Origin of the sequence: Mycobacterium heidelbergense, from assembly GCF_010730745.1 — a bacterium.
GTDB classification, from domain to species: Bacteria; Actinomycetota; Actinomycetes; order Mycobacteriales; family Mycobacteriaceae; genus Mycobacterium; species Mycobacterium heidelbergense.
In genome coordinates, this window is record NZ_AP022615.1 from 1,021,561 (window position 1) to 1,040,694 (window position 19,134).

Genomic DNA, 19,134 nt, shown 5'->3' on the forward strand with positions numbered 1-19,134 from the left:
TACGGCAATGGCTTTTACCTTTCTGGCAGATCCGGTGGCAACGCCGGTCTGGGTGGGCTGTTAGCCGGCAACGGCGGCAACGGCGGCAACGGCGGCAACGCCACCCCCGGCTACAGCTACAGCGGCGGGCGGGGTGGTGCCGCCGGCTTCGCCGGGCTCCTCGGCCAGTCCGGTATGGCAGGCGCCAACGGGGCGCCCGGCTTATAGCCCCTTGGGCGGAATGGCCTCTGCACGCCCACGAATACCCAGACCACAGACAGCAAAGGAATAAAGCGCATGCAACAGCTCACAGCCCTTCGGCCCCTCGTCACCGCGGGCGCCGCGGCAGTAGGTGCCAGCCTGATCGCCCTGACACCGGCGGTCTCCAACGATCTCGCCGCCGACCTGCAGCACAGCGCAGCCGCCATCCAGCAGCGCGCGGTCGAACTCGCCAGTACCGATTACGCCGTCAACCCGATCCAAACCTGGATCGGCGTCTTTACGAACTCGGCCGCCAACCTACAGACGCTTTACAGCGACTGGGTGGCCCAGGGTCCTGCACTGCTCTCGCAACAGCTGGCCGCGAACTGGATGCAATACGCGAGCCTCTACGTCGGCTCGTACCAAGGAGCGGCCAATGGTGCTCTCAACTTCTTCACCGGTAACGCCCCCGTGACCGTGACCACCGTCGGACATTTTTGGCCACTTGTGACAACTGCAATCACTGAGATCGGGTCGGGTGACATCAACGATGCGGTTGCGAATCTGACCGCCGCCTTGGCCTTCCAACCAATCGAACTCATTCTCCAACCGCTCGAGAATATCTTGAACATTCCGATATACCTCACCCGGAATCTCGCTAGTGCTACCTATGACGCATTGTCCACTCCGAGCAGCGACCCCAGCTCTATATCGAGCCTCATCGTCGGGCTTGGCGCGTTTGTGCTCTTTCCGTTTGCGGGCGATCTTAACGTCTCGCTCGGTGGTAGCCTTCAGGCTGCTTACGACGCGTTCGCTGCCGGGAACGTGCTCGATGGGGCGCTCAACTTGCTCAATACTCCGGGCGCGGTAACAAACGCTCTGCTCAACGGTATTGCCGGTGGTAATGGTAGTGGCATAACAGGCATCCTTACTCCTAAGGTGTCGGGATTCGCCGGTGGCACCGGTTTGGTTTCTTTGTTGGTGAATCTCTTCCCCCGCTTCTTAGCGTCGGACATCGTGGCTCCCGGTGCGACTAACATCACAGACGGCGGCAGTCTCGCCACGACGTTCCAGACATTGTTGACTCAACTGGCCACCGGTTGGCCAACTCCTCAGCAATGGGTCGATAACACAGTTAATCTCGTCCAGACGTACTTCGGCGTGGGCGGTCTCACCGGCGCAGCGTCGGCGGCGAATGGAAGCGGCTTCGCGGCCTTGGCCCCGGCGGCCAGTAGTGCCATGGCGGGCCTATCGGCTGGTTTGCCTGGTTTGTCGGCTGGTGTGCTCAAGGCGTTTGATCCGGCGGCGGTGACCAATATCGCGGCGTCGCTGGGCCCGTCGTTGGCCGCGGGATCGTTGGGGGCGAATCTGGCGGGGTCGTTGGCGACAACGCTGTCGGTGGATCTGTCCAGGGTGGCGTTGCACATCTTGTCGGCGTTGTAAGCCCCTCCTGTTGTTGTGGCTGTGGCCGTATGCCGGCGACCCGATCAGCGGTCGCCGGCATACCACCGGGGTGTGGGAGGTACCTCGATGATCCGGTGGGTGGCGCGTGTGTGGTGGTGTGGCGCTAATCCCTCACCGCCAGCGGATATGACCGGTGGTCGTTGATGTCTGTTCACTGGCGAGAGTGGGATGACGAAGACACCGCCGGTGAGGTGTTGGGTGCTACCGGTATCTGGCTCATCCCACGAACACCCGCGCTAGTCGTGGAGCCCAGATGCCGAAACGTCACCACCAACACCGGTCGGGAGGCGCGCGCGGGAGTTGGGCTGGCTCGCGAGCGTCGGGAGGTGCTGGAGTGGGCGCAGGCACGGGTCGATGAGCTGATCGGTTTGGCCGAGGCCAAAGAGCGCTTCGCGATGTGGCGCACCGCCCTACAAAACAACCACCATCGTCTTGAGCACGGCGGCGCGGTGACGTCCTGCCGGGAAAACCACATGGTGTTCCTCGGTGCGCCGGGCACAGCGAAAAAAACGTTCGCCCGAGTGATCACTGAAGTGCTGTTCGGAATCGGCACCCTCACCCGCCCGGAGGTCACCGAGATCACCGCCCACGACATCGTGGCAGACGATCCTTCGCGCAGCGCGGCCAGGATGAAAACTGTGTGCGACGACGCGCGTGGTGGGGTGTTGTTCCTCGACGAGGCCCACCGACTGGCCCCCAACACTGAAAGCCCCTCTTTTGGTGGGGATGTGATCGCCGCCCTGCAAACCTACGTCGCGGATTACCCCGGCGAGCTGGTGGTCATCCTGGCCGGCCACCCCACCCCCATGCAGAACTTCCTCACCACCCATGCCGGGCTGGCCGGCCGCTTCCCCCACACCGTGACCTTCGCCAGCCCCACCCCCAACGACATCGTCGCTCTCGGGCACCGCCTCGCCAGCAAAGAAAACCTGACCATCGAAGACACGGCATGGGAACTACTGCGCACCGAAGCGGCCCGACTGCAGTCCATCCCCCACGGCCACGGCACACTGCTCGATGTCGCCGGCAACGCCCACTACACCCACGACGTCATCCACACCTGCCAACGCACACGACTACGCCGACTCCACAAACTCGCACCCCACCGCCGCGACCTCGAACACCTCCTCCACACCAACCCCGGTGTCCTCCACGTCAACACCACCGACATGCAACGCGCCCTCACCGCAACACACCCACCCACAGGAATATGAAACGGCGTATCGACGCTCATCCCACAATGCCGAAACCCAGGGGACACCAGCACCGTCGACAACCAGACCCGACAAGCGTTGTCCCCTTCCCCATTGCGAGGCTGGTGGCGGGTTGGCGGTCCGGTCCGGTGGCGGGCCGCCTGTCGCGTCGTTCAACGTTGTTCGATTTGGGAGGGCCGGGTGCGTCGTGGTGAGGGCTGGTCTTTACCGGTCCGGTCGGGGAGCTAAACGTACTTAAGAAGAACCTGAGTCCGCAGCATTTTCGACACACATTGACCGATCACTTCAGAAACCCACAGCACAGCAATCGATATGAAGTCATAAATCAGCTGGTAGCTAACGTTTCTATAGATGATAGCAACCCTTGTCCGGTACTGTGATAGTTCAGTGTGAAAGTACCTACCAGTAACAAGCCAAACGCGCACCCGCCGCCCACTCACGATAGCTCCACCCTGTGCAATAGGGTCGTCTGACAAGGAATATAACGAATTGTCGAGTTTGCTGTAGCCACGTCGAAAGCGTGTACCCGACAGGTAGCGATGGCCCTAGGCCATTGGCACAAACCTGAGAAAAAGCGAAATTACTCTAATCTTCGCGATTCCCTGATTTGGCGTGACCCGGGTCGTCGTCCAGGGAGACACCTCGAACGACACCACCGATTGCACTTGCAGGGCAGCAGTTTGAACGACCCCAAGGTCGGCGCCCGCGTGACGGCGTGACCCGGCGGGCTGGGGGTTTAGAGGTCGCCGAGTTTGAGGCGTCGGGTTTCGGTGAGGGCGCGCTCAGCGGCGGTGTCACTGCTGTAGCGGTCGACCATCTGGCGGGTACGCCAGCCCGCGACCTGCATCAGCGAGCCTTCGGTACCGCCGTGGGAGAGATAGCGGCTGGCGAAGGTATGTCTGAGCCGGTGGATATAAAAACCCTCGATACCCACAGCGGTGGCGCGGCCCAGCAGCGCGATCCGCAGACCGGTGTAGCCCAGCTGAGCCCGGCCCCCGGTTTCTGTCAGCCACAACGCCGGTGTGTCACGAAGCGGGTGACGTTGGCGCACCCGCAGGTAGCGGTCGATGACCGCGCCGGTCTGTGTTTGGAACGGGACGTAACGACCCCTGCCGCCCTTGCCTTTACGGATGGTGACCACGCCGGTGACGAGATCGACGTCATACACGGACAACGCCAAGAGCTCACCGGCACGCATCCCGGTCTCCACCAACAGCCGCAGGCAGGCCTCATCACGGCGATCGTGGAGTTCTTTGCCGGCGCACGCCTTGAGCATCAACCGCAACTCCTCATCGGTCAGCCGTTCCACCACCTTCAAATCGAGCTTGGGTGGCTTGAGACCCAGGAAAGGATCATGATCAATTTCCTGTTCATTGGCCAGCCACGCGGCGAAGCGGCGCACGGCCTGCTGGCGGATGCGTGCGGTCGCCGGTTCGGCACCGGAATCCAGCAGATGAGCGATCCAACGCTGCAGAGCAGCCCGGGTGAAGGGATGTACCTCGGATTCGGCCGCGCACCAGGCGAGGTAGTAGCGCGCACCCCGCAGATAGGAATCGATGGTGTAGAGCGCTTTACGGTCGGCCTGCATCGCCACGTGCCAACTGGGCAGAAACGCCGCCAAATCCTGGGGGGTGGCGGCACCGTCAAGCATTTCAGAATGATAATAATTTTGGGGTTACTTTGCGCAAGCTTTTTGCTGCCCATTCCTATCACCGCAGCTAATCACCCATTTAATTGCACAAATTCCTCAACATAATTCTTAAGTATGTTCAGCCTGTCACTAACCAAAAGCACACTGCGAACCCAGAACGAAAGTCGCCAGCACCCGATTTCTTCTCTACGTACGGCTCTGACACATCGCTCTACCGGTCACGACAGGAAGGCGCCCCAATGAAGCGTAAACAGCACAACACGAGACGAGACCACCGCTCACGCAACGCCAAGGCGGCTCGTCGCGGCCGTGTCGTCGGCCTCGGCACCGCGGCCGGCGCGTTCCTGACCGCCACCATGGCCCCGGTAGTCGCCGCACCTCCAGCCGAGGCTGGGGTGCTGGACATGATCATCAACCCGATCATCCAACCCATCATGGGCGCCGCCGGCACCGCCGCCACCGCGATGAACGGTATCGGTGCAGGTGCGCTCGCGGGCCTACACACCGCAGCCCTCGAGAGCCTCACCAACAGCCTCAACGCCAGCGCAGCAGCCTTCCAAGGTATGCATTCGGCCGCCCTAGCCAGCATCACCAACACCCTCAACGCCAGCGCTGCCGCCTTCAACACCGGCGGACTCAACACCGCCCTGGAAGGCCTGCATGCCAGTGCCGCCGCTGCCTTTAGCGGCGGGGGGCTCAGTGCTGCGGCGGCTAATTCTGCCGGGAACGTTCAACTGAACAACCTCGTGTACGGCGGCTTCAGCAACGTCTACAACACGATCTACACCGCCGGCCAAACCTGGATCACCAGCCCCACCGGCCAACAAATCGACGGAGTCATCAACGCCCCCTTCCTCTACCTGTTCGGGCGCGACCTGATCGGCAACGGCGTCGACGGCTTCACCGGCCCCAACACCTCGCTGATAGGCAGTCTCGGGCTCAACGGCACCCTCCACGACGGCGGGTTCCTGTTCGGCAACGGCGGAGCAGGCTTGAACGGTACCGCCGCTCACCTCGCCGGCACTGCAGGCGGCTCCGCGGGGTTAATTGGCAACGGCGGCGCCGGCGGATCCGGCTTTGCCGGCGGTGGCACTGCTGCCCTCGGCGCTAACGGGGGTAGCGGCGGCTTTCTGATGGGCAACGGCGGTGCCGGCGGCTTCGGCGGTAGCGGCGGCGTCAGCAGCTCCATCACTGTGTACAACGGTGCTGCCGCCGGCAATGGTGGCAGCGGTGGCTGGCTCTTCGGCAACGGGGGCGCCGGCGGTAACGGCGGCCTCGGTGGTACCAGTAGCACTAACGTCGGCGGTGCAGGCGGTAACGGCGGCGTCGGCGGTAACAGCGCGATACTCGTCGGCAACGGCGGCGACGCTGGGGTTGGAGGAAACGGCGGGGCTGGCGCCGCGGCTGGCAAGGCAGGTGGCCGCGCCGGTTTCGCCTACCTGGGTGGCAACGGCGGGATCCTCGCAGGCGACGGTGGCGACGGTGGTATCGGCGGCAACGGCGGTGCAGGCGGTACCGGTGCTGCGGGCGGTACCGCCGGTCGCTTCGTGAGTAGCGGCACTCCTGGCGGAATCACTGGGCTGCTCGGCCAGGAAGGCGCACCCGGTGCAAACGGCCAAGCAGGCGCACACGGCTAGCCGGGGATAGCCATTAGCCGTGGCGCGTTCATCGATGTCACAGACCTCGAAACCGAACCTACAACGAACGCGCCAAGCCGTTCAGCTGGACTAAGACCCCAGACGAACCCCTCGCAAAATCAAACCTAAATCCATCAACAACACGCGACACCAGTCTACGAACAGCCAGACCACGGACAGCAAAGGAACGATACGCATGCAACAGCTCGCAGCCAGCCGGCCCCTCGTAATCGCAGGCGCCGCCGCAATAGGCGCCAGCCTAATCGCTTTGACACCGACGGTCGCTAACGACCTCGCAGCGGACGCCCAGCGCAGCACGGTGATTATTCAGCACCACGCTATAGAACTCGCCGACACCGTCGCCAACCCGATCCAGACCTGGGTCGACACCTTCAGTACGTTGGGGATCAATCTGCAGGCGCTGTGGGCGCAGTTTCAGGCGGTGCCGTTCGCCTTATCGCAGCAGCTCGCGGCTAACTTTCTGCAGTACGGAGTCGATTATGTGTCGGCATTCCAAAACGCCGCCATCGCCGCTGATGCCCAATTCCTGAACACTGGTAGCTCCGCCTATTTTGTACCAGGTCTCGAGCTAGCAGGAACCGAACTGATGTCAGGCCAGATCGCGAAAGGCGTCACTCAATTATACAATACGGTGTGGAACCTTCCGATCACGAATATAGGATATAAGCTATTTCCACTTCTGAATCTCCCTGGCTACATTCTCCAGAATGCGACAAACTTTTCTAACAGCATGGCAGAAACAGGTGTACCGGCTTTCGTTCTTCAAACTGTCTTTGGTATACCGGGCAATTTCTCGACCGCGCTGGGAAATGGCCTTCAAGCCGTGTATGACTCGTTCACGGCCGGTGATCAATTGGGCGCCGTGATCAACGCTATTGACATTCCAGGCGAAATAGCCAACTTGGTTCTCAACGGCACATATAATGGGTTCGATGGGTATAGCGAAGGCATCTTCAGCGCCGCTCCTGGGGGCACTAACGGGCTAGTGCAACTGCTCACATCCGGGGGGCCCCAGATATTTGCAGCCGATATGGTTGCTCCGAATGCCCAGAACATTGTGCAGGGCGGAAGTATCGCGACGGCGTTCGGGAACTTTGTGAACACGCTGAACTTTTGGAACCCGGCGACCACGAGCTGGCCTACCGTGCAGAGTCTTTTCGATGGCATTCTTGGCGTCTTTCGCTATGTCCTCGAGGACATCGGTGGCGCACCCGCCGCGGCGGCGAATGGAAGTGGCTTTGCGGCTTTGGCGCCGGCGGCCAGTAGTGCCATGGCTGGTCTGTCGGGTGGTTTGCCTGGTTTGTCGGCTGGTGTGTTGAAGGCGTTTGATCCGGCGGCAGTGACCAATATTGCGGGGTCGTTGGGTCCGTCGTTGGCGGCGGAGGTCGCGGGATCATTGGGGGCGAATCTGGCGGGGTCGTTGGCGACAACCCTGTCGGTCGACCTCTCCAAGGTTGCGCTGCACATCCTGTCGGCGCTGTAAGCCCCACCATTTCGTTGTTGCTGCGGTGGTGTGCCGGCGGCCCGATCAGCGGTCGCCGGCATACGCCCGGGTGTGGGAGGTATCACGATGACCGGGATCTGGTGGGTGGCGCCCGGGTGGTGGTGTGGCGCTAACCCCGTACCACCAGCGGGTATGACAGGCAGTCACTGATGTCTGTGGGCTGGCGAGAGTGGGATGACGAAGACACCACCGACGAGGTCCTGGGCGCTACCGGTATCTGGCTCATCCCACGAACACGCCCAGTGCTCGCGGAGCCCAGATGCCGAAACGTCACCATCAGCACCGGTCGCGACGCGCGCGCGGATGCTGTCCTGGCCGCGGAGTGTCAGGAGGTGCTGGAGTGGGCCCAAGCACGCATCGACGAACTGATCGGTCTAGCCGAGGCCAAAGAACACTTCACGACATGGCGCACCGCCCTACAAAACAACCACCGTGTCGAGCACGGTGGCGCAGTGACCTCCTGCCGAGAAAACCACATGGTGTTCCTCGGCGCACCGGGCACAGCCAAAAAAACGTTCGCCCGAATCATCGCTGAAGTGCTATTCGGGTTAGGCACCCTCACCCGCCCACAAGTCACCGAGATCACCGCCCACGACATCGTGGTAGACGATCCTTCACACAGCGCCGCCAGAATGAAAACCGTGTGCGACGACGCGCGTGGTGGGGTGTTGTTCCTCGACGACGCCCACCAGTTGGTCCCCCACACCGAAAGCCTCTCCTGGGGTGGGGATGTGATCGCCGCCCTGCAGGCGTGCGTGGCGGATTACCGCGGCGAGCTGGTCGTCATTCTCGCCGGCCACCCCACCCCCATGCGGGAGTTCTTGACGGCTCATGCGGGGCTGGCCGGTCGATTCCCCCACACCGTGGCTTTCACCAGCCCCACCCCCGACGACATCGTGGCTCTCGGGCACCGCTTAGCCGGCAAGGAAAACCTCCACGTCGAAGACACGGCATGGGAACTACTCCACACCGAAGCGGCCCGGTTGCGGTCGATCCCCTACGGCCACGGCACGCTGCTCGACGTCGCCGGCAACGCCCACTACGCATGTGACGTGATTCTGACGTGTCGGCGTGCACGACTACGCCGACTACACCGACTCGCACCCCACCGCCGCGACCTCGAACACCTCCTCCACACCAACCCCAGTGCCCTCCACGCCAACACCACCGACATGCAACGCGCCCTCACCGCAACACACCCAGCCGTGACCACCTAACCAACGACTGCCCGCGGCCATAGAGGACCCCCGCCGGTATCGCTAGTGACCATTGCGGACGGACTGGGGGGTCATCGTCACAGCCTGGTATGCCGTCACAGCGGCCAGGAGAGTGCCGGTCCTTACCGGGCCGGCGAACTGTACGTACCTATGAAGAACCTGAGTCCGCAGGGTTTTCGATGCACATTTGCCGATCACTTCGGAAACACACCGTCCAGCAATCCTCAAAAAGTTGTAAAAACACTGTTAGTGTCGCTGTTGCTGCACACATCAGCAACATCTTTCCGACATTGCGATAGTTCAGTTTGAAAGTACCTGCCGGTAACAAGCCCGGCCCGTACCCACCCCCCACTCACGATAGCTGCACCCATTACCATTAGGCTTTTTGGCACGGAGTACAGCGCATTACTGAGTTTGCTGTTGCTGGCTTCGCCAGTATGCATCCGACACATCGTCCTAACCCGATGCCACCGGGAGCCAAACTTACTTTTTCTCAGGATCACCCTCAGCCGTCGCGATTCCTCTGCCCGACCCGACCCGTGTTGTCGTCTAGGTAGACCCCTCCAACAACACCCGTCACCCCGGCCAGCCCGCGGTGGCCATCGCCCTCGATTCCCGCGTCATCCACACTGCACCGGCCCACACGAAGACAAGACACCCACTACCCACGCCGGCCAGTAGGGGACACCGAGAAGCGGGCCGCCCACTCACCCGGGCAACAGGGCAAGACCCCCTAATTACGCTGCCCTCAAAGACGATCGCCGAGAAACGTCTTCATCAACACCGACGAGACTCCCACACCTCGCTGGCCCGCCGGCCCGGCCGCACCCGCCTCCCAGACCCTCCCGATCGCGGCCCCCACCCCGATGGCGACGTTCCCTTACCGCGCCACGAGCCTCGGCATGTAACCGCCAACACAGCCACACAGCCGCCGGGTCGATACTCGACGATGCCACCCCCATCTCGTGAGGGCAACGAGCAGAAATACCACCAAACCTGAGGCATGTCAGCGCCCGCAAGCATTTTCGAAAGGCCAATAATTTTCGGGGCTATTTAGACGGATTCTTTTGCTGCCAATTTCCTCTCACCACAACCAATTGCCCAGTGTATTGCGCGATTTTCTCGACGTAATTCATAGGTATGTTCACCTCTGTTACCAGCCAGAAACACAGGGTGAACCAGATCAACAACGGCCAGTACCTGGTTTTTTCTCAAGTACGGGCTCGGACACCTCGTTTTATCGGTCATGACAGGAAGGCGCGCAGATGAAGCGTAAACAGCACAACATGAGGCGAGACCGCCGCAACGCGAAGGCGGCGAGCCGTGGCCGTGTCGTCGGCCTGGGTACCGCCGCCGGCGCATTCCTGACCGCCACCATGACTCCGATAGCCGCCGCACCCCCGGCTCAGGCCGGGGTGCTCGACCTGATCATCAACCCGATCATCCAACCCGTGATGGGCGCCGTCGGCACGGCCGCCGCCGCGGGTACCACCGCGATCAACGGTATCGGCGCGGGCGCACTCGCGGGCCTTCACACCGGTGCCCTCCAAGGCATTACCAACAGCCTCAACGCGAGCGCGGCGGCCTTCCAGGGTGTGCATTCGGCCGCCCTGGCCAGCATCACCAACAGCCTTAACGCCAGCGCCGCCGCCTTCAACCCCGGCGGACTCACCACCGCCCTAGAAAGCCTGCATGCCAGCGCCGCCGCTGCCCTCAGCGGTGGAGGGCTCAGTGCCGCTGCGGCTAATTCTGCGGGGAACGTTCAGCTCAACAACCTCGTATATGGCGGCTTCAGCAACGTCTACAACATGATCTACACGGCCGGCCAATCGTGGATTGCCAGCCCCACCGGCCAACAAGTGGACGGGGTACTCAACGCGCCGTTCCTCTACTTGTTCGGACGCGACCTGATCGGCAATGGCGTCAACAACTTCACCGGCCCCAACACCACGCTGATAGGCCAGACCGGGCTCTTCGGCAACCTGCAAAGCGGCGGATTCCTCTTCGGCAACGGCGGAACCGGCGCCGCCGGAACCGCCGCACATCCTCTCGGGTTTACCGGCGGGGCCGCCGGACTGATCGGCAACGGCGGCAACGGCGGCGTCGGTTTCCCTGGCAAAGCCGGGGTTCCCACTAGCAATGGTGGTGCCGGCGGTGCCGGTGGCTTGCTGATGGGCAACGGCGGCGCCGGTGGTGCCGGCGGTGCTCTCACCGCTGGCTACTTCGATGCCGCCACTGGAGGTGCTGGCGGCTCCGGTGGTTTGCTGTTCGGCAATGGAGGTGCCGGCGGTGCCGGCGGCGGCGTAGGCGCCGGCGCCCCCTATGCCAGCGCCGGCACCGGTGGTGCCGGCGGTAATGCCGCCTGGCTGGTCGGACACGGCGGTGCGGGCGGCGCCGGCGCTGCCGGTCCATACGGGGGTAGCGGCGGTAGCGGTGGTTTCAGCGGGCTGCTGGCCGGCAACGGCGGTGCCGGCGGCAATGGCGGTTTCGGCAGTTACGCCGGCTACGGCGGGCGCGGTGGTGTTGGTGGTCTCGCGGGGATCCTCGGCGCGAAGGGTGCGGCTGGAATCAAGCCCACCAGCTAATTCCACAGATCGCGTTTTCAGACATCCGGTTCATAGACCAGTAAAGGAACTCAGCTCATGCAACAGCTAGCAGCCCTTCGGCCTCTCGTCACCGCGGGCGCCGCGGCGATAGGTGCCAGCGTGATCGCCCTAACCCCAGCGATCTCCAACGACATCGCATCCGACCTGCAGCACAGCGCTGCCACTATCCAGCAGCGCGCGGTAGAGCTGACCGATTACGTCGCCAACCCCATCCAAACCTGGATCAACACGTTCGAGGCGGCCGGCATCAACCTCCAGTCACTCGCCGCGCAATATGCACAGCACCCCTTCCCAGTACCGCAGCAGATGGCCGCCAACTTTTTACAATACGGAGTCCAGTACGTGACGCCATACACGCAGGTCGCAAACAGCGCTGTCAATTTCTTCCTCGGGACTGGCACGAACGATCTCGTGCCGCTCCTGCAAGCCGCGGCGGTGGCGGCGTCGGCGGGCCAGATCTCGACCGCAGTGCTCGACGTGTACAACGCCGTGTTCGGAAAACCGATACTCGACTTCGGAGCGCCACTCGAAACGATTCCGCAGATCCTTAACCCCATTACGCAGAATCTCGCGAACACGAGTAGTTACCTGACAACCACCGCTCTACAGAATGTCGGTGCAGTAGTTACGATTAATCTTCCCCAATCGTTGGAGCAGACGCTCGGCACGAGCCTGCAAAATGTTTACAACTCATTCGCGGCCGGAGATCCGGTGGGAGGATTGATCAATGCGGTCGATATCCCCGGCGCATTGACAAACACATTCCTCAACGGTCTTCCGCAAGCAAACGGCACCTACAGTGAAGGCCTGCTTAGTGCTGGACAATATGGCCTTGTTAAGGCAATTGGAATAACCACCGCCCAGGGGCTTGCGCAGAAGATCGTCGCTCCCAAGGCCCAGAACATCATGACCGGCGGCAGCCTGTCGTATGCGTTGGGGCAGCTGCTGAACCTGGTGACGACGGGCTTTCCCACCCCGCAGACCATCGTCAACAATGCGGTGAATTTGTTGCAATATCTTTTCGCCAACCCAAGTGGGGCGGCCGCCGGCGCTGTTAACGTGGGCAACTTCGCAGCCCTGGCCCCGGCAGCGAGTGCCTTGCCTGGTTTGTCGGCTGGTGTGCTCAAGGCGTTTGATCCGGCGGCGGTGACCAATATTGCTGCGTCGTTGGGTCCGTCGTTGGCCGCAGAAGTCGCAGGGTCGCTGGGGGCGAATCTGGCGGGGTCGTTGGCGACAACACTGTCGGTCGACCTCTCCAAGGCGGCGCTGCACATCCTGTCGGCGCTGTAGCAGCCCCTCCTGTTGTTGTGGCTGCGGTGTGTGCCGGCGACCCGATCAACGGTCGCCGGCACACCACCGGGGCGTGGGAGGTACCTCGATGACCTGGTTGGTGGCGTCCGGGTGGTGGTGGGGCGCTAATCCCTCACTGCCAGCGGGCATGTCCGGTGGTTGCTGATGTCTGTGAGCTGGCGAGAGTGGGATGACGAAGACACCACCGACGAGGTCCTGGGCGCTACCGGTATCTGGCTGATCCCACGAACACCCCCGGTGCTCGTGGAGCCCAGATGCCGGATCGTCACCACCAGCATCAGTCGCGACGCGCGCACGGGAGTTGGGCTGGCCGCGGAGTCTCAGGAAGTCCTGGAGTGGGCCCAAGCACGCATCGAGGAATTGATCGGTCTAGCCGAAGCCAAAGAACACTTCACGACATGGCGCACCGCCCTACAAAACAACCCCCACCATCATCGTGTTGAGCATGGTGGCGCGGTGACCTCCTGCCGGGAAAACCACATGGTGTTCCTCGGCGCACCAGGCACAGCGAAAAAAACGTTCGCCCGAGTGATCGCCGAAGTGCTGTTCGGGTTCGGTGTAATCACCCGCCCGGAGGTCACCGAGATCACCGCCCACGACATCACTAGGGATGATCCTTCACACAGCGCGGCCAGGATGAAAACTGTGTGCGACGACGCCCGCGGTGGGGTGCTGTTCCTCGACGAAGCCCACCAACTAGCCCCCCACACCGACAACCCCTCTCTCGGTGGGGACGCGCTCACCACCCTGCAAACCTACGTCGCGGATTACCCCGGCGAGCTGGTGGTCATCCTCGCCGGCCACCCCACCCCCATGCAGAACTTCCTCACCACCCATGCCGGGCTGGCCGGCCGCTTCCCCCACACCGTGGCCTTCACCAGCCCCACCCCCAACGACATCGTCACCCTCGGGCACCGCCTCGCCCGCAAAGAAAACCTGACCATCGAAGACACCGCATGGGAACTACTGCGCACCGAAGCAACCCGACTGCGATCCATCCCCCACGGCCACGGCACACTGCTCGACGCCGCCGGCAACACCCACTACGCATGTGACGTCATCCACACCTGCCAACGCACACGACTACGCCGACTCCACAAACTCGCACCCCACCGCCGCGACCTCGAACACCTCCTCCACACCAACCCCGGCGCCCTCCACGCCAACACCACCGACATGCAACGCGCCCTCACCGCAACACACCCAGCCGTGATGGCCTAAACCAACGACTGCCCGCAGCCATGGACGACTTCAACCGGCCGCTGGCATTGCTATGGACCATTGCGGACGGACTGGGGTTCCTCGTCCTGTCTGCTATGCCGCCACAGCGACCAGGGGAGTGCCGGTCCTTACCGGCCGACGAGCTGGACATACCTAAGAAGAACCTGAGTCCGCAGAACTTTCGACAGACATTTGCCGATCACTTCAAGAACACACAGCACAGCAATCTCCATGAACTCGAATATCTGCTGGTAGAAACCGATCCTTCATATATCAGCAACATAGATTCACCACTCCGATAGTTCAGTTTGAAAGTACCTGCCGGTAACAAGTGGGACCCGCACCCGCTCTCCACTCACGATAGCTACGTTCATTGCCATAAGGCTGTTTGACATGACATATAGTGAATTATCTGGTTTGCTGTGGTGCACTTCGGAAGTGTGTCTCCGACACGTCGTGGTAGTCCTCCCCCCTCAACACAAACCTGAGAAAAAGCCGGGATCACCCCAGCCTTCGCGATCCCCCGACGGACGCGACCCAGGTCACCGTGCGCTAGACACCCCGAACAACACCAGCCACCCGGACCCAGCCCCGCGATAACCACCACCGTCAATTCCCGCGTCATCCACGCTGTACCGGCCACCGCGAAGACGGGCATCCAGTGCCCACGCCAGCCAATGGAGAACGCCGATAAGCGGGCCGCCGCTCACCTGGACAACAGGGCAAGAACCCTAATTACGTTGTGATCGACGACGATCGCCGAGAAGTGCCTTCGTCACCGCCAACGAGATCGCCACACCTCGCCGGCCCAGCCACACCTGCCTACCGGGCCTCCAAGTCGCGAGCCCCCACCCCGATGGCGACGTTTACTTCCCGCGCCGCGAGCCCCGGCGGGTGACCGCCAACACGGCCGCACTGCCACCGGATCGATACTCGACGATGCCCCCCATCTCGTGAGGGCAACGAGGTGGGTGACACCCAGCCGTGGGTGCGACAGCGCCGGCAAGCATTTTCGAAAGGCCAATAATTTTCGGAGCTATTTAGGCGGATTCTTTTGCTGCCAATTTCCTATCACCGCAGCTCATTACCCATTTTATTGCGCGGTTTCCTCGACGTAATTCTTAGGTATGTTCAGCGTGTCGTTATCCAAAACACACTGTGAATCCAGAACGAAAACCGCCAGCCCCCAGCTTTAAACACGGCTCCGACTCGTTTTATCGGTCATGACAGGAAGGCGCTCCAATGAAGCGTAAGCAGCACAGCATGAGGCGGAACCGCCGCAACGCGAAGGCGAACCGTGGCCGTGTCGTCGGCCTCAGCACGGCCGCGGGTGCGTTCCTGACCGCCACCATGGCCCCGGTAGCCGCCGCGCCTCCAGCGCAGGCCGGGGTGCTGGACATGATCATCAACCCCATCATCCAACCCGTGATAGGGGCCGCCAGCACCGCCGCGACCGCGGGCACCACCGCGATCAACGGTATCGGCGCGGGAGCACTCGCAGGCCTGCAAACGGGCGCCCTCCAAGGCCTCACCAACACACTCAACGCCAGTGCTGCCGCCTTCAACCCCGGCGGACTCAACACCGCCCTAGAGAGTATGCATGCCAGCGCCGCCGCTGCCCTCAACGTCAACAGCGTCAGCGCCGCCCTCGAAGGCCTGCATGCCAGTGCCGCCGCCGCCCTCAGCGGTGGAGGGCTCAGCGCTGCCGCAGCTAACCCTGCCGGAAACGTTCAACTGAACAACCTCGTGTACGGCGGCTTCAGCAACGTCTACAACACGATCTACACCGCCGGCCAAACCTGGATAGCCAGCCCCACCGGCCAACAACTAGACGGAGTCATCAACGCACCCTTCCTCTACCTGTTCGGACGCGACCTCATCGGCAACGGCGTCAACGGATTCACCGGCCAAAACACCACGCTGCTCGGCCAAACCGGACTCTTCGGCAACCTGCAAAGCGGCGGGTTCTTGTTCGGCAACGGCGGTGCAGGCGCGGCCGGAACCGCCGCAAATCCCACAGGTCTTCCCGGCGGTGCCGCCGGACTGATCGGCAACGGCGGCGCCGGCGGCGCCGGTTTCTCGGGTGTCTCCGCCGGTGGTTACGGTGGCGCGGGCGGTGTCGGCGGCTTGCTGATGGGTCACGGCGGCGCCGGTGGCGTGGGTGGTGCTGCCAGCGGCGTCGGCGGTTATGCCGGAAGTGGTGGCGCCGGCGGCAACGCTGGCTTGATATTCGGTAACGGGGGCAAGGGAGGCGCCGGCGGCACGGCCCTCGCGTACGAAGGCCAAGGCGGTTTCAACGGTGGTAATGGCGGCAATTCCGCCTGGCTGGTCGGTAACGGTGGTATAGGGGGCGCCGGCGGCGCCGGCTACTACGGCAGCTTTGGCGGCAACGGTGGCCTTGGTGGGCTGCTGGCTGGCAACGGCGGCAACGGTGGCAATGGAGGTGCCGGGCTTTTCTTCAACCGTCCCGGCGCAGGGGGCCTTACCGGAATCCTCGGCCAACCTGGTGTGGCTGGCAGCCCGAGCTAATACTCCATTAATTCACGAACAACTCGACCTCAGACAGCAAAGGAACTAAGCCCATGCAACAGCTAGCAGCCCTCCGGCCCCTCGTCGCCGCGGGAGTCGCGGCGATGAGCGCCAGCATGATCGCCCTGACGCCAACGGCAGCCACCGATCTCACCCCCGACCTCCAGCACGGCGTTGCGGCTGTCGAACAGCACGCTGTAGAGCTGACCGATACCGTCGCCAACCCCATCCAGACCTGGATCACCACATTCGAGGCGGCGGGCATCAACATCCAGTCCCTTATCGCGCAATATGCACAGCACCCCTTCCCGGTGGCACAGCAGGTGGCCGCCAACTTTTTGCAGTACGGAATGCAGTATGTGAACCCGTATACGCTGGCCTCAAAGGCCGCCACCAACTTCTACCTCGGGACCGCTAAGAGCTCTTTCGTACCGGGCCTGCAATCGGCAATTATCAGCGCGACACAAGGCAATATCACCGGTGCCGTTACAGACCTGTACGACGCTTTTTACGGCACTCCTATAGTATCCATCCTCCACCCACTGCAAACGATCCCGTCAATCTTCAACCCAATCACACAGAACCTTGCGAATGCGAGTAAGTACTTGACAGTCACCGCTCTGACCAACGTCGGGTCGGTAGCGACGATTGACATCCCAACCTACGCCTTCAACACGGTGCTGGGCACAAGCCTTCAAAATGTCTACAATTCATTCGCCGCCGGTGATCCGGTGGGGGGTTTGATCAACACGATTGATATCCCCGGCGCAGTGACCAACGCGTTCCTCAATGGTCTTCTGCGGCCAGACGGGACCTACGTAAGTGGCGTGCTGAGCGACGGCGGCGCCAATGTAATTAACGGCCTGGTCGGTGTAATCGGGATAACGAGCACCCAGGGGCTCGCGAAGCAGATCGTTGCTCCCAACGCCCAAAACATCATGGCCGGTGGGAGCCTGTCGTATGCGTTGGGACAGCTGCTGAACCTGGTGACGACTGGCTTTCCCACCCCGCAGACCATCGTCGACAATGCGGTGAATTTGTTGCAATATCTTTTCGCCAACCCCGGTGCGGCGGCCGCCGCCGTTAACGTGGGCAACCTCGCGGCCCTGGCCCCGGCAGCGAGTGCCTTGCCTGGTTTGTCGGCTGGTGTGCTCAAGGCGTTTGATCCGGCGGCGGTGACCAATATCGCGGCGTCGCTGGGTCCGTCGTTGGCCGCAGAGGTCGCGGGGTCGCTGGGTTCATCGTTGGGGGCGAATCTGGCGGGGTCGTTGGCGACAACACTGTCGGTCGACCTGTCCAAGATGGCGCTGCACATCCTGTCGGCGCTGTAAGCCCCCTCCTCTGTTGTTGTGGCTGTGGTGTATGCCGGCGACCCGATCAGCGGTCGCCGGCATACGCCCGGGTGTGGGAGGTACCTCGATGATCCGGTGGGCGGAGCGCGTGCGGTGGTGTGGCGCTAATCCCTCACCGCCAGCGGGCATGACAGGCAGTCACTGATGTCTGTGGGCTGGCGAGAGTGGGATGAAGAAGACACCACCGACGAGGTCCTGGGCGCTACCGGTATCTGGCTCATCCCACGGACACGCCCGGTTCTTGTGGAGCCCAGATGCCGTGTCGTCACCACCAACACCAGTCGCGACACGGGCGCGGATGCTGTCCTGGGTCGTGAGCGTCAGGAGGTGCTGGAGTGGGCGCAAGCACGGGTCGATGAACTGATCGGTCTAGCCGAAGCCAAAGACCACTTCACGATGTGGCGCACCGCCCTACAAAACGACCACCACCATGATGGTGTTGAGCATGGTGGCGCGGTGACGTCCTGCCGGGAAAGCCACATGGTGTTTCTCGGCGCACCAGGCACAGCGAAAAAAACATTCGCCCGAGTCATCGCCGAAGTGCTGTTCGGACTCGGCACAATCACCCACCCAGAAATCACCGAAATCACCGCCCACGACATCACCGCGGATGACCCCTCACACAGCGCGGCCAGGATGAAAACCGTGTGCGACGACGCCCGCGGCGGAGTGTTGTTCCTCGACGAAGCCCACCAACTAGCCCCCCACACCGACAACCCCTCTCTCGGTGGGGACGTGATCGCCGCCCTGCAGGCGTGCGTGGCGGATTACCGCGGCGAGCTAGTGGTCATCCTCGCCGGCCACCCCACCCCCATGCAGAACTTCCTCACCACCCATGCCGGGCTGGCCGGCCGCTTCCCCCACACCGTGGCCTTCACCAGCCCCACCCCCAACGACATCGTCACCCTCGGGCACCGCCTCGCCCGCAAAGAAAACCTGACCATCGAAGACACCGCATGGGAACTACTCCACACCGAAGCAACCCGACTGCGATCCATCCCCCACGGCCACGGCACACTGCTCGACGCCGCCGGCAACACCCACTACGCATGTGACGTCATCCACACCTGCCAACGCGCACGACTACGCCGACTCCACAAACTCGCACCCCACCGCCGCGACCTCGAACACCTCCTCCACACCAACCCCAGTGCCCTTCACGCCAACACCACCGACATGCAACGCGCCCTCACCGCAACCCACCCACCCGTGACGGCCTAACCGACA

At 62.6% G+C, this 19,134-nt stretch carries 11 protein-coding genes and 2 pseudogenes; 12 read left to right on the top strand and 1 reads right to left on the bottom strand.

Features of this window, described 5'->3' with window-relative positions:
- Positions 1-276: 276 nt before the first annotated feature.
- Positions 277-1,623, top strand: coding sequence for a hypothetical protein (locus tag G6N25_RS04840; RefSeq protein WP_083073253.1), 1,347 nt, complete (start codon positions 277-279; stop codon positions 1,621-1,623).
- A gap of 164 nt (positions 1,624-1,787) precedes the next feature.
- A complete protein-coding gene (locus tag G6N25_RS04845) occupies positions 1,788-2,858 on the top strand; it encodes an AAA family ATPase (protein ID WP_083073254.1) in 1,071 nt (356 codons plus the stop codon).
- A 736-nt stretch (positions 2,859-3,594) separates the two neighbouring features.
- Here G6N25_RS04845 and G6N25_RS04850 read toward each other — a convergent pair.
- Positions 3,595-4,509 (bottom strand): tyrosine-type recombinase/integrase, encoded by a 915-nt coding sequence (locus G6N25_RS04850; RefSeq protein WP_232065700.1) that lies wholly within the window; start codon positions 4,507-4,509, stop codon positions 3,595-3,597.
- A 239-nt stretch (positions 4,510-4,748) separates the two neighbouring features.
- Here G6N25_RS04850 and G6N25_RS04855 point away from each other — a divergent pair, with 239 nt between their 5' ends.
- The 10 genes and pseudogenes from G6N25_RS04855 (at position 4,749) to G6N25_RS04900 (ending at position 19,128) form a co-directional block, all read left to right on the top strand.
- Positions 4,749-6,146 carry a PGRS repeat-containing protein gene (locus G6N25_RS04855; protein WP_083073255.1) on the top strand — a complete coding sequence of 466 codons (1,398 nt, stop codon included), beginning with the start codon at positions 4,749-4,751 and terminating at the stop codon, positions 6,144-6,146.
- A gap of 196 nt (positions 6,147-6,342) precedes the next feature.
- A complete protein-coding gene (locus G6N25_RS04860) occupies positions 6,343-7,650 on the top strand; it encodes a hypothetical protein (protein WP_083073256.1) in 1,308 nt (435 codons plus the stop codon).
- Between the two features lie 170 nt (positions 7,651-7,820).
- Positions 7,821-8,888 (top strand): AAA family ATPase, encoded by a 1,068-nt coding sequence (locus G6N25_RS04865; protein WP_163672363.1) that lies wholly within the window; start codon positions 7,821-7,823, stop codon positions 8,886-8,888.
- Between the two features lie 2,141 nt (positions 8,889-11,029).
- Positions 11,030-11,455 (top strand): annotated as a pseudogene (locus G6N25_RS24555) (PE family protein); the annotation flags it as partial.
- 138 nt (positions 11,456-11,593) lie between these two features.
- Positions 11,594-12,784 (top strand): hypothetical protein, encoded by a 1,191-nt coding sequence (locus G6N25_RS04875; protein WP_142272906.1) that lies wholly within the window; start codon positions 11,594-11,596, stop codon positions 12,782-12,784.
- A 165-nt stretch (positions 12,785-12,949) separates the two neighbouring features.
- Entirely contained in the window at positions 12,950-14,026 is a 1,077-nt protein-coding gene (locus G6N25_RS04880; RefSeq protein WP_163672366.1) for an AAA family ATPase, read from the top strand.
- A gap of 20 nt (positions 14,027-14,046) precedes the next feature.
- Positions 14,047-14,328, top strand: coding sequence for a hypothetical protein (locus tag G6N25_RS04885; RefSeq protein ID WP_142272910.1), 282 nt, complete (start codon positions 14,047-14,049; stop codon positions 14,326-14,328).
- 1,567 nt (positions 14,329-15,895) lie between these two features.
- A pseudogene (locus G6N25_RS24560) lies at positions 15,896-16,555 on the top strand (hypothetical protein); the annotation flags it as partial.
- Positions 16,556-16,608: 53 nt separating this feature from the next.
- A complete protein-coding gene (locus G6N25_RS04895; RefSeq protein WP_083077634.1) occupies positions 16,609-17,886 on the top strand; it encodes a hypothetical protein in 1,278 nt (425 codons plus the stop codon).
- A 165-nt stretch (positions 17,887-18,051) separates the two neighbouring features.
- Positions 18,052-19,128: an AAA family ATPase gene (locus G6N25_RS04900; protein WP_163672370.1), complete on the top strand. Its 1,077-nt coding sequence runs from the start codon at positions 18,052-18,054 to the stop codon at positions 19,126-19,128.
- The last annotated feature ends 6 nt before the right edge of the window (positions 19,129-19,134 follow it).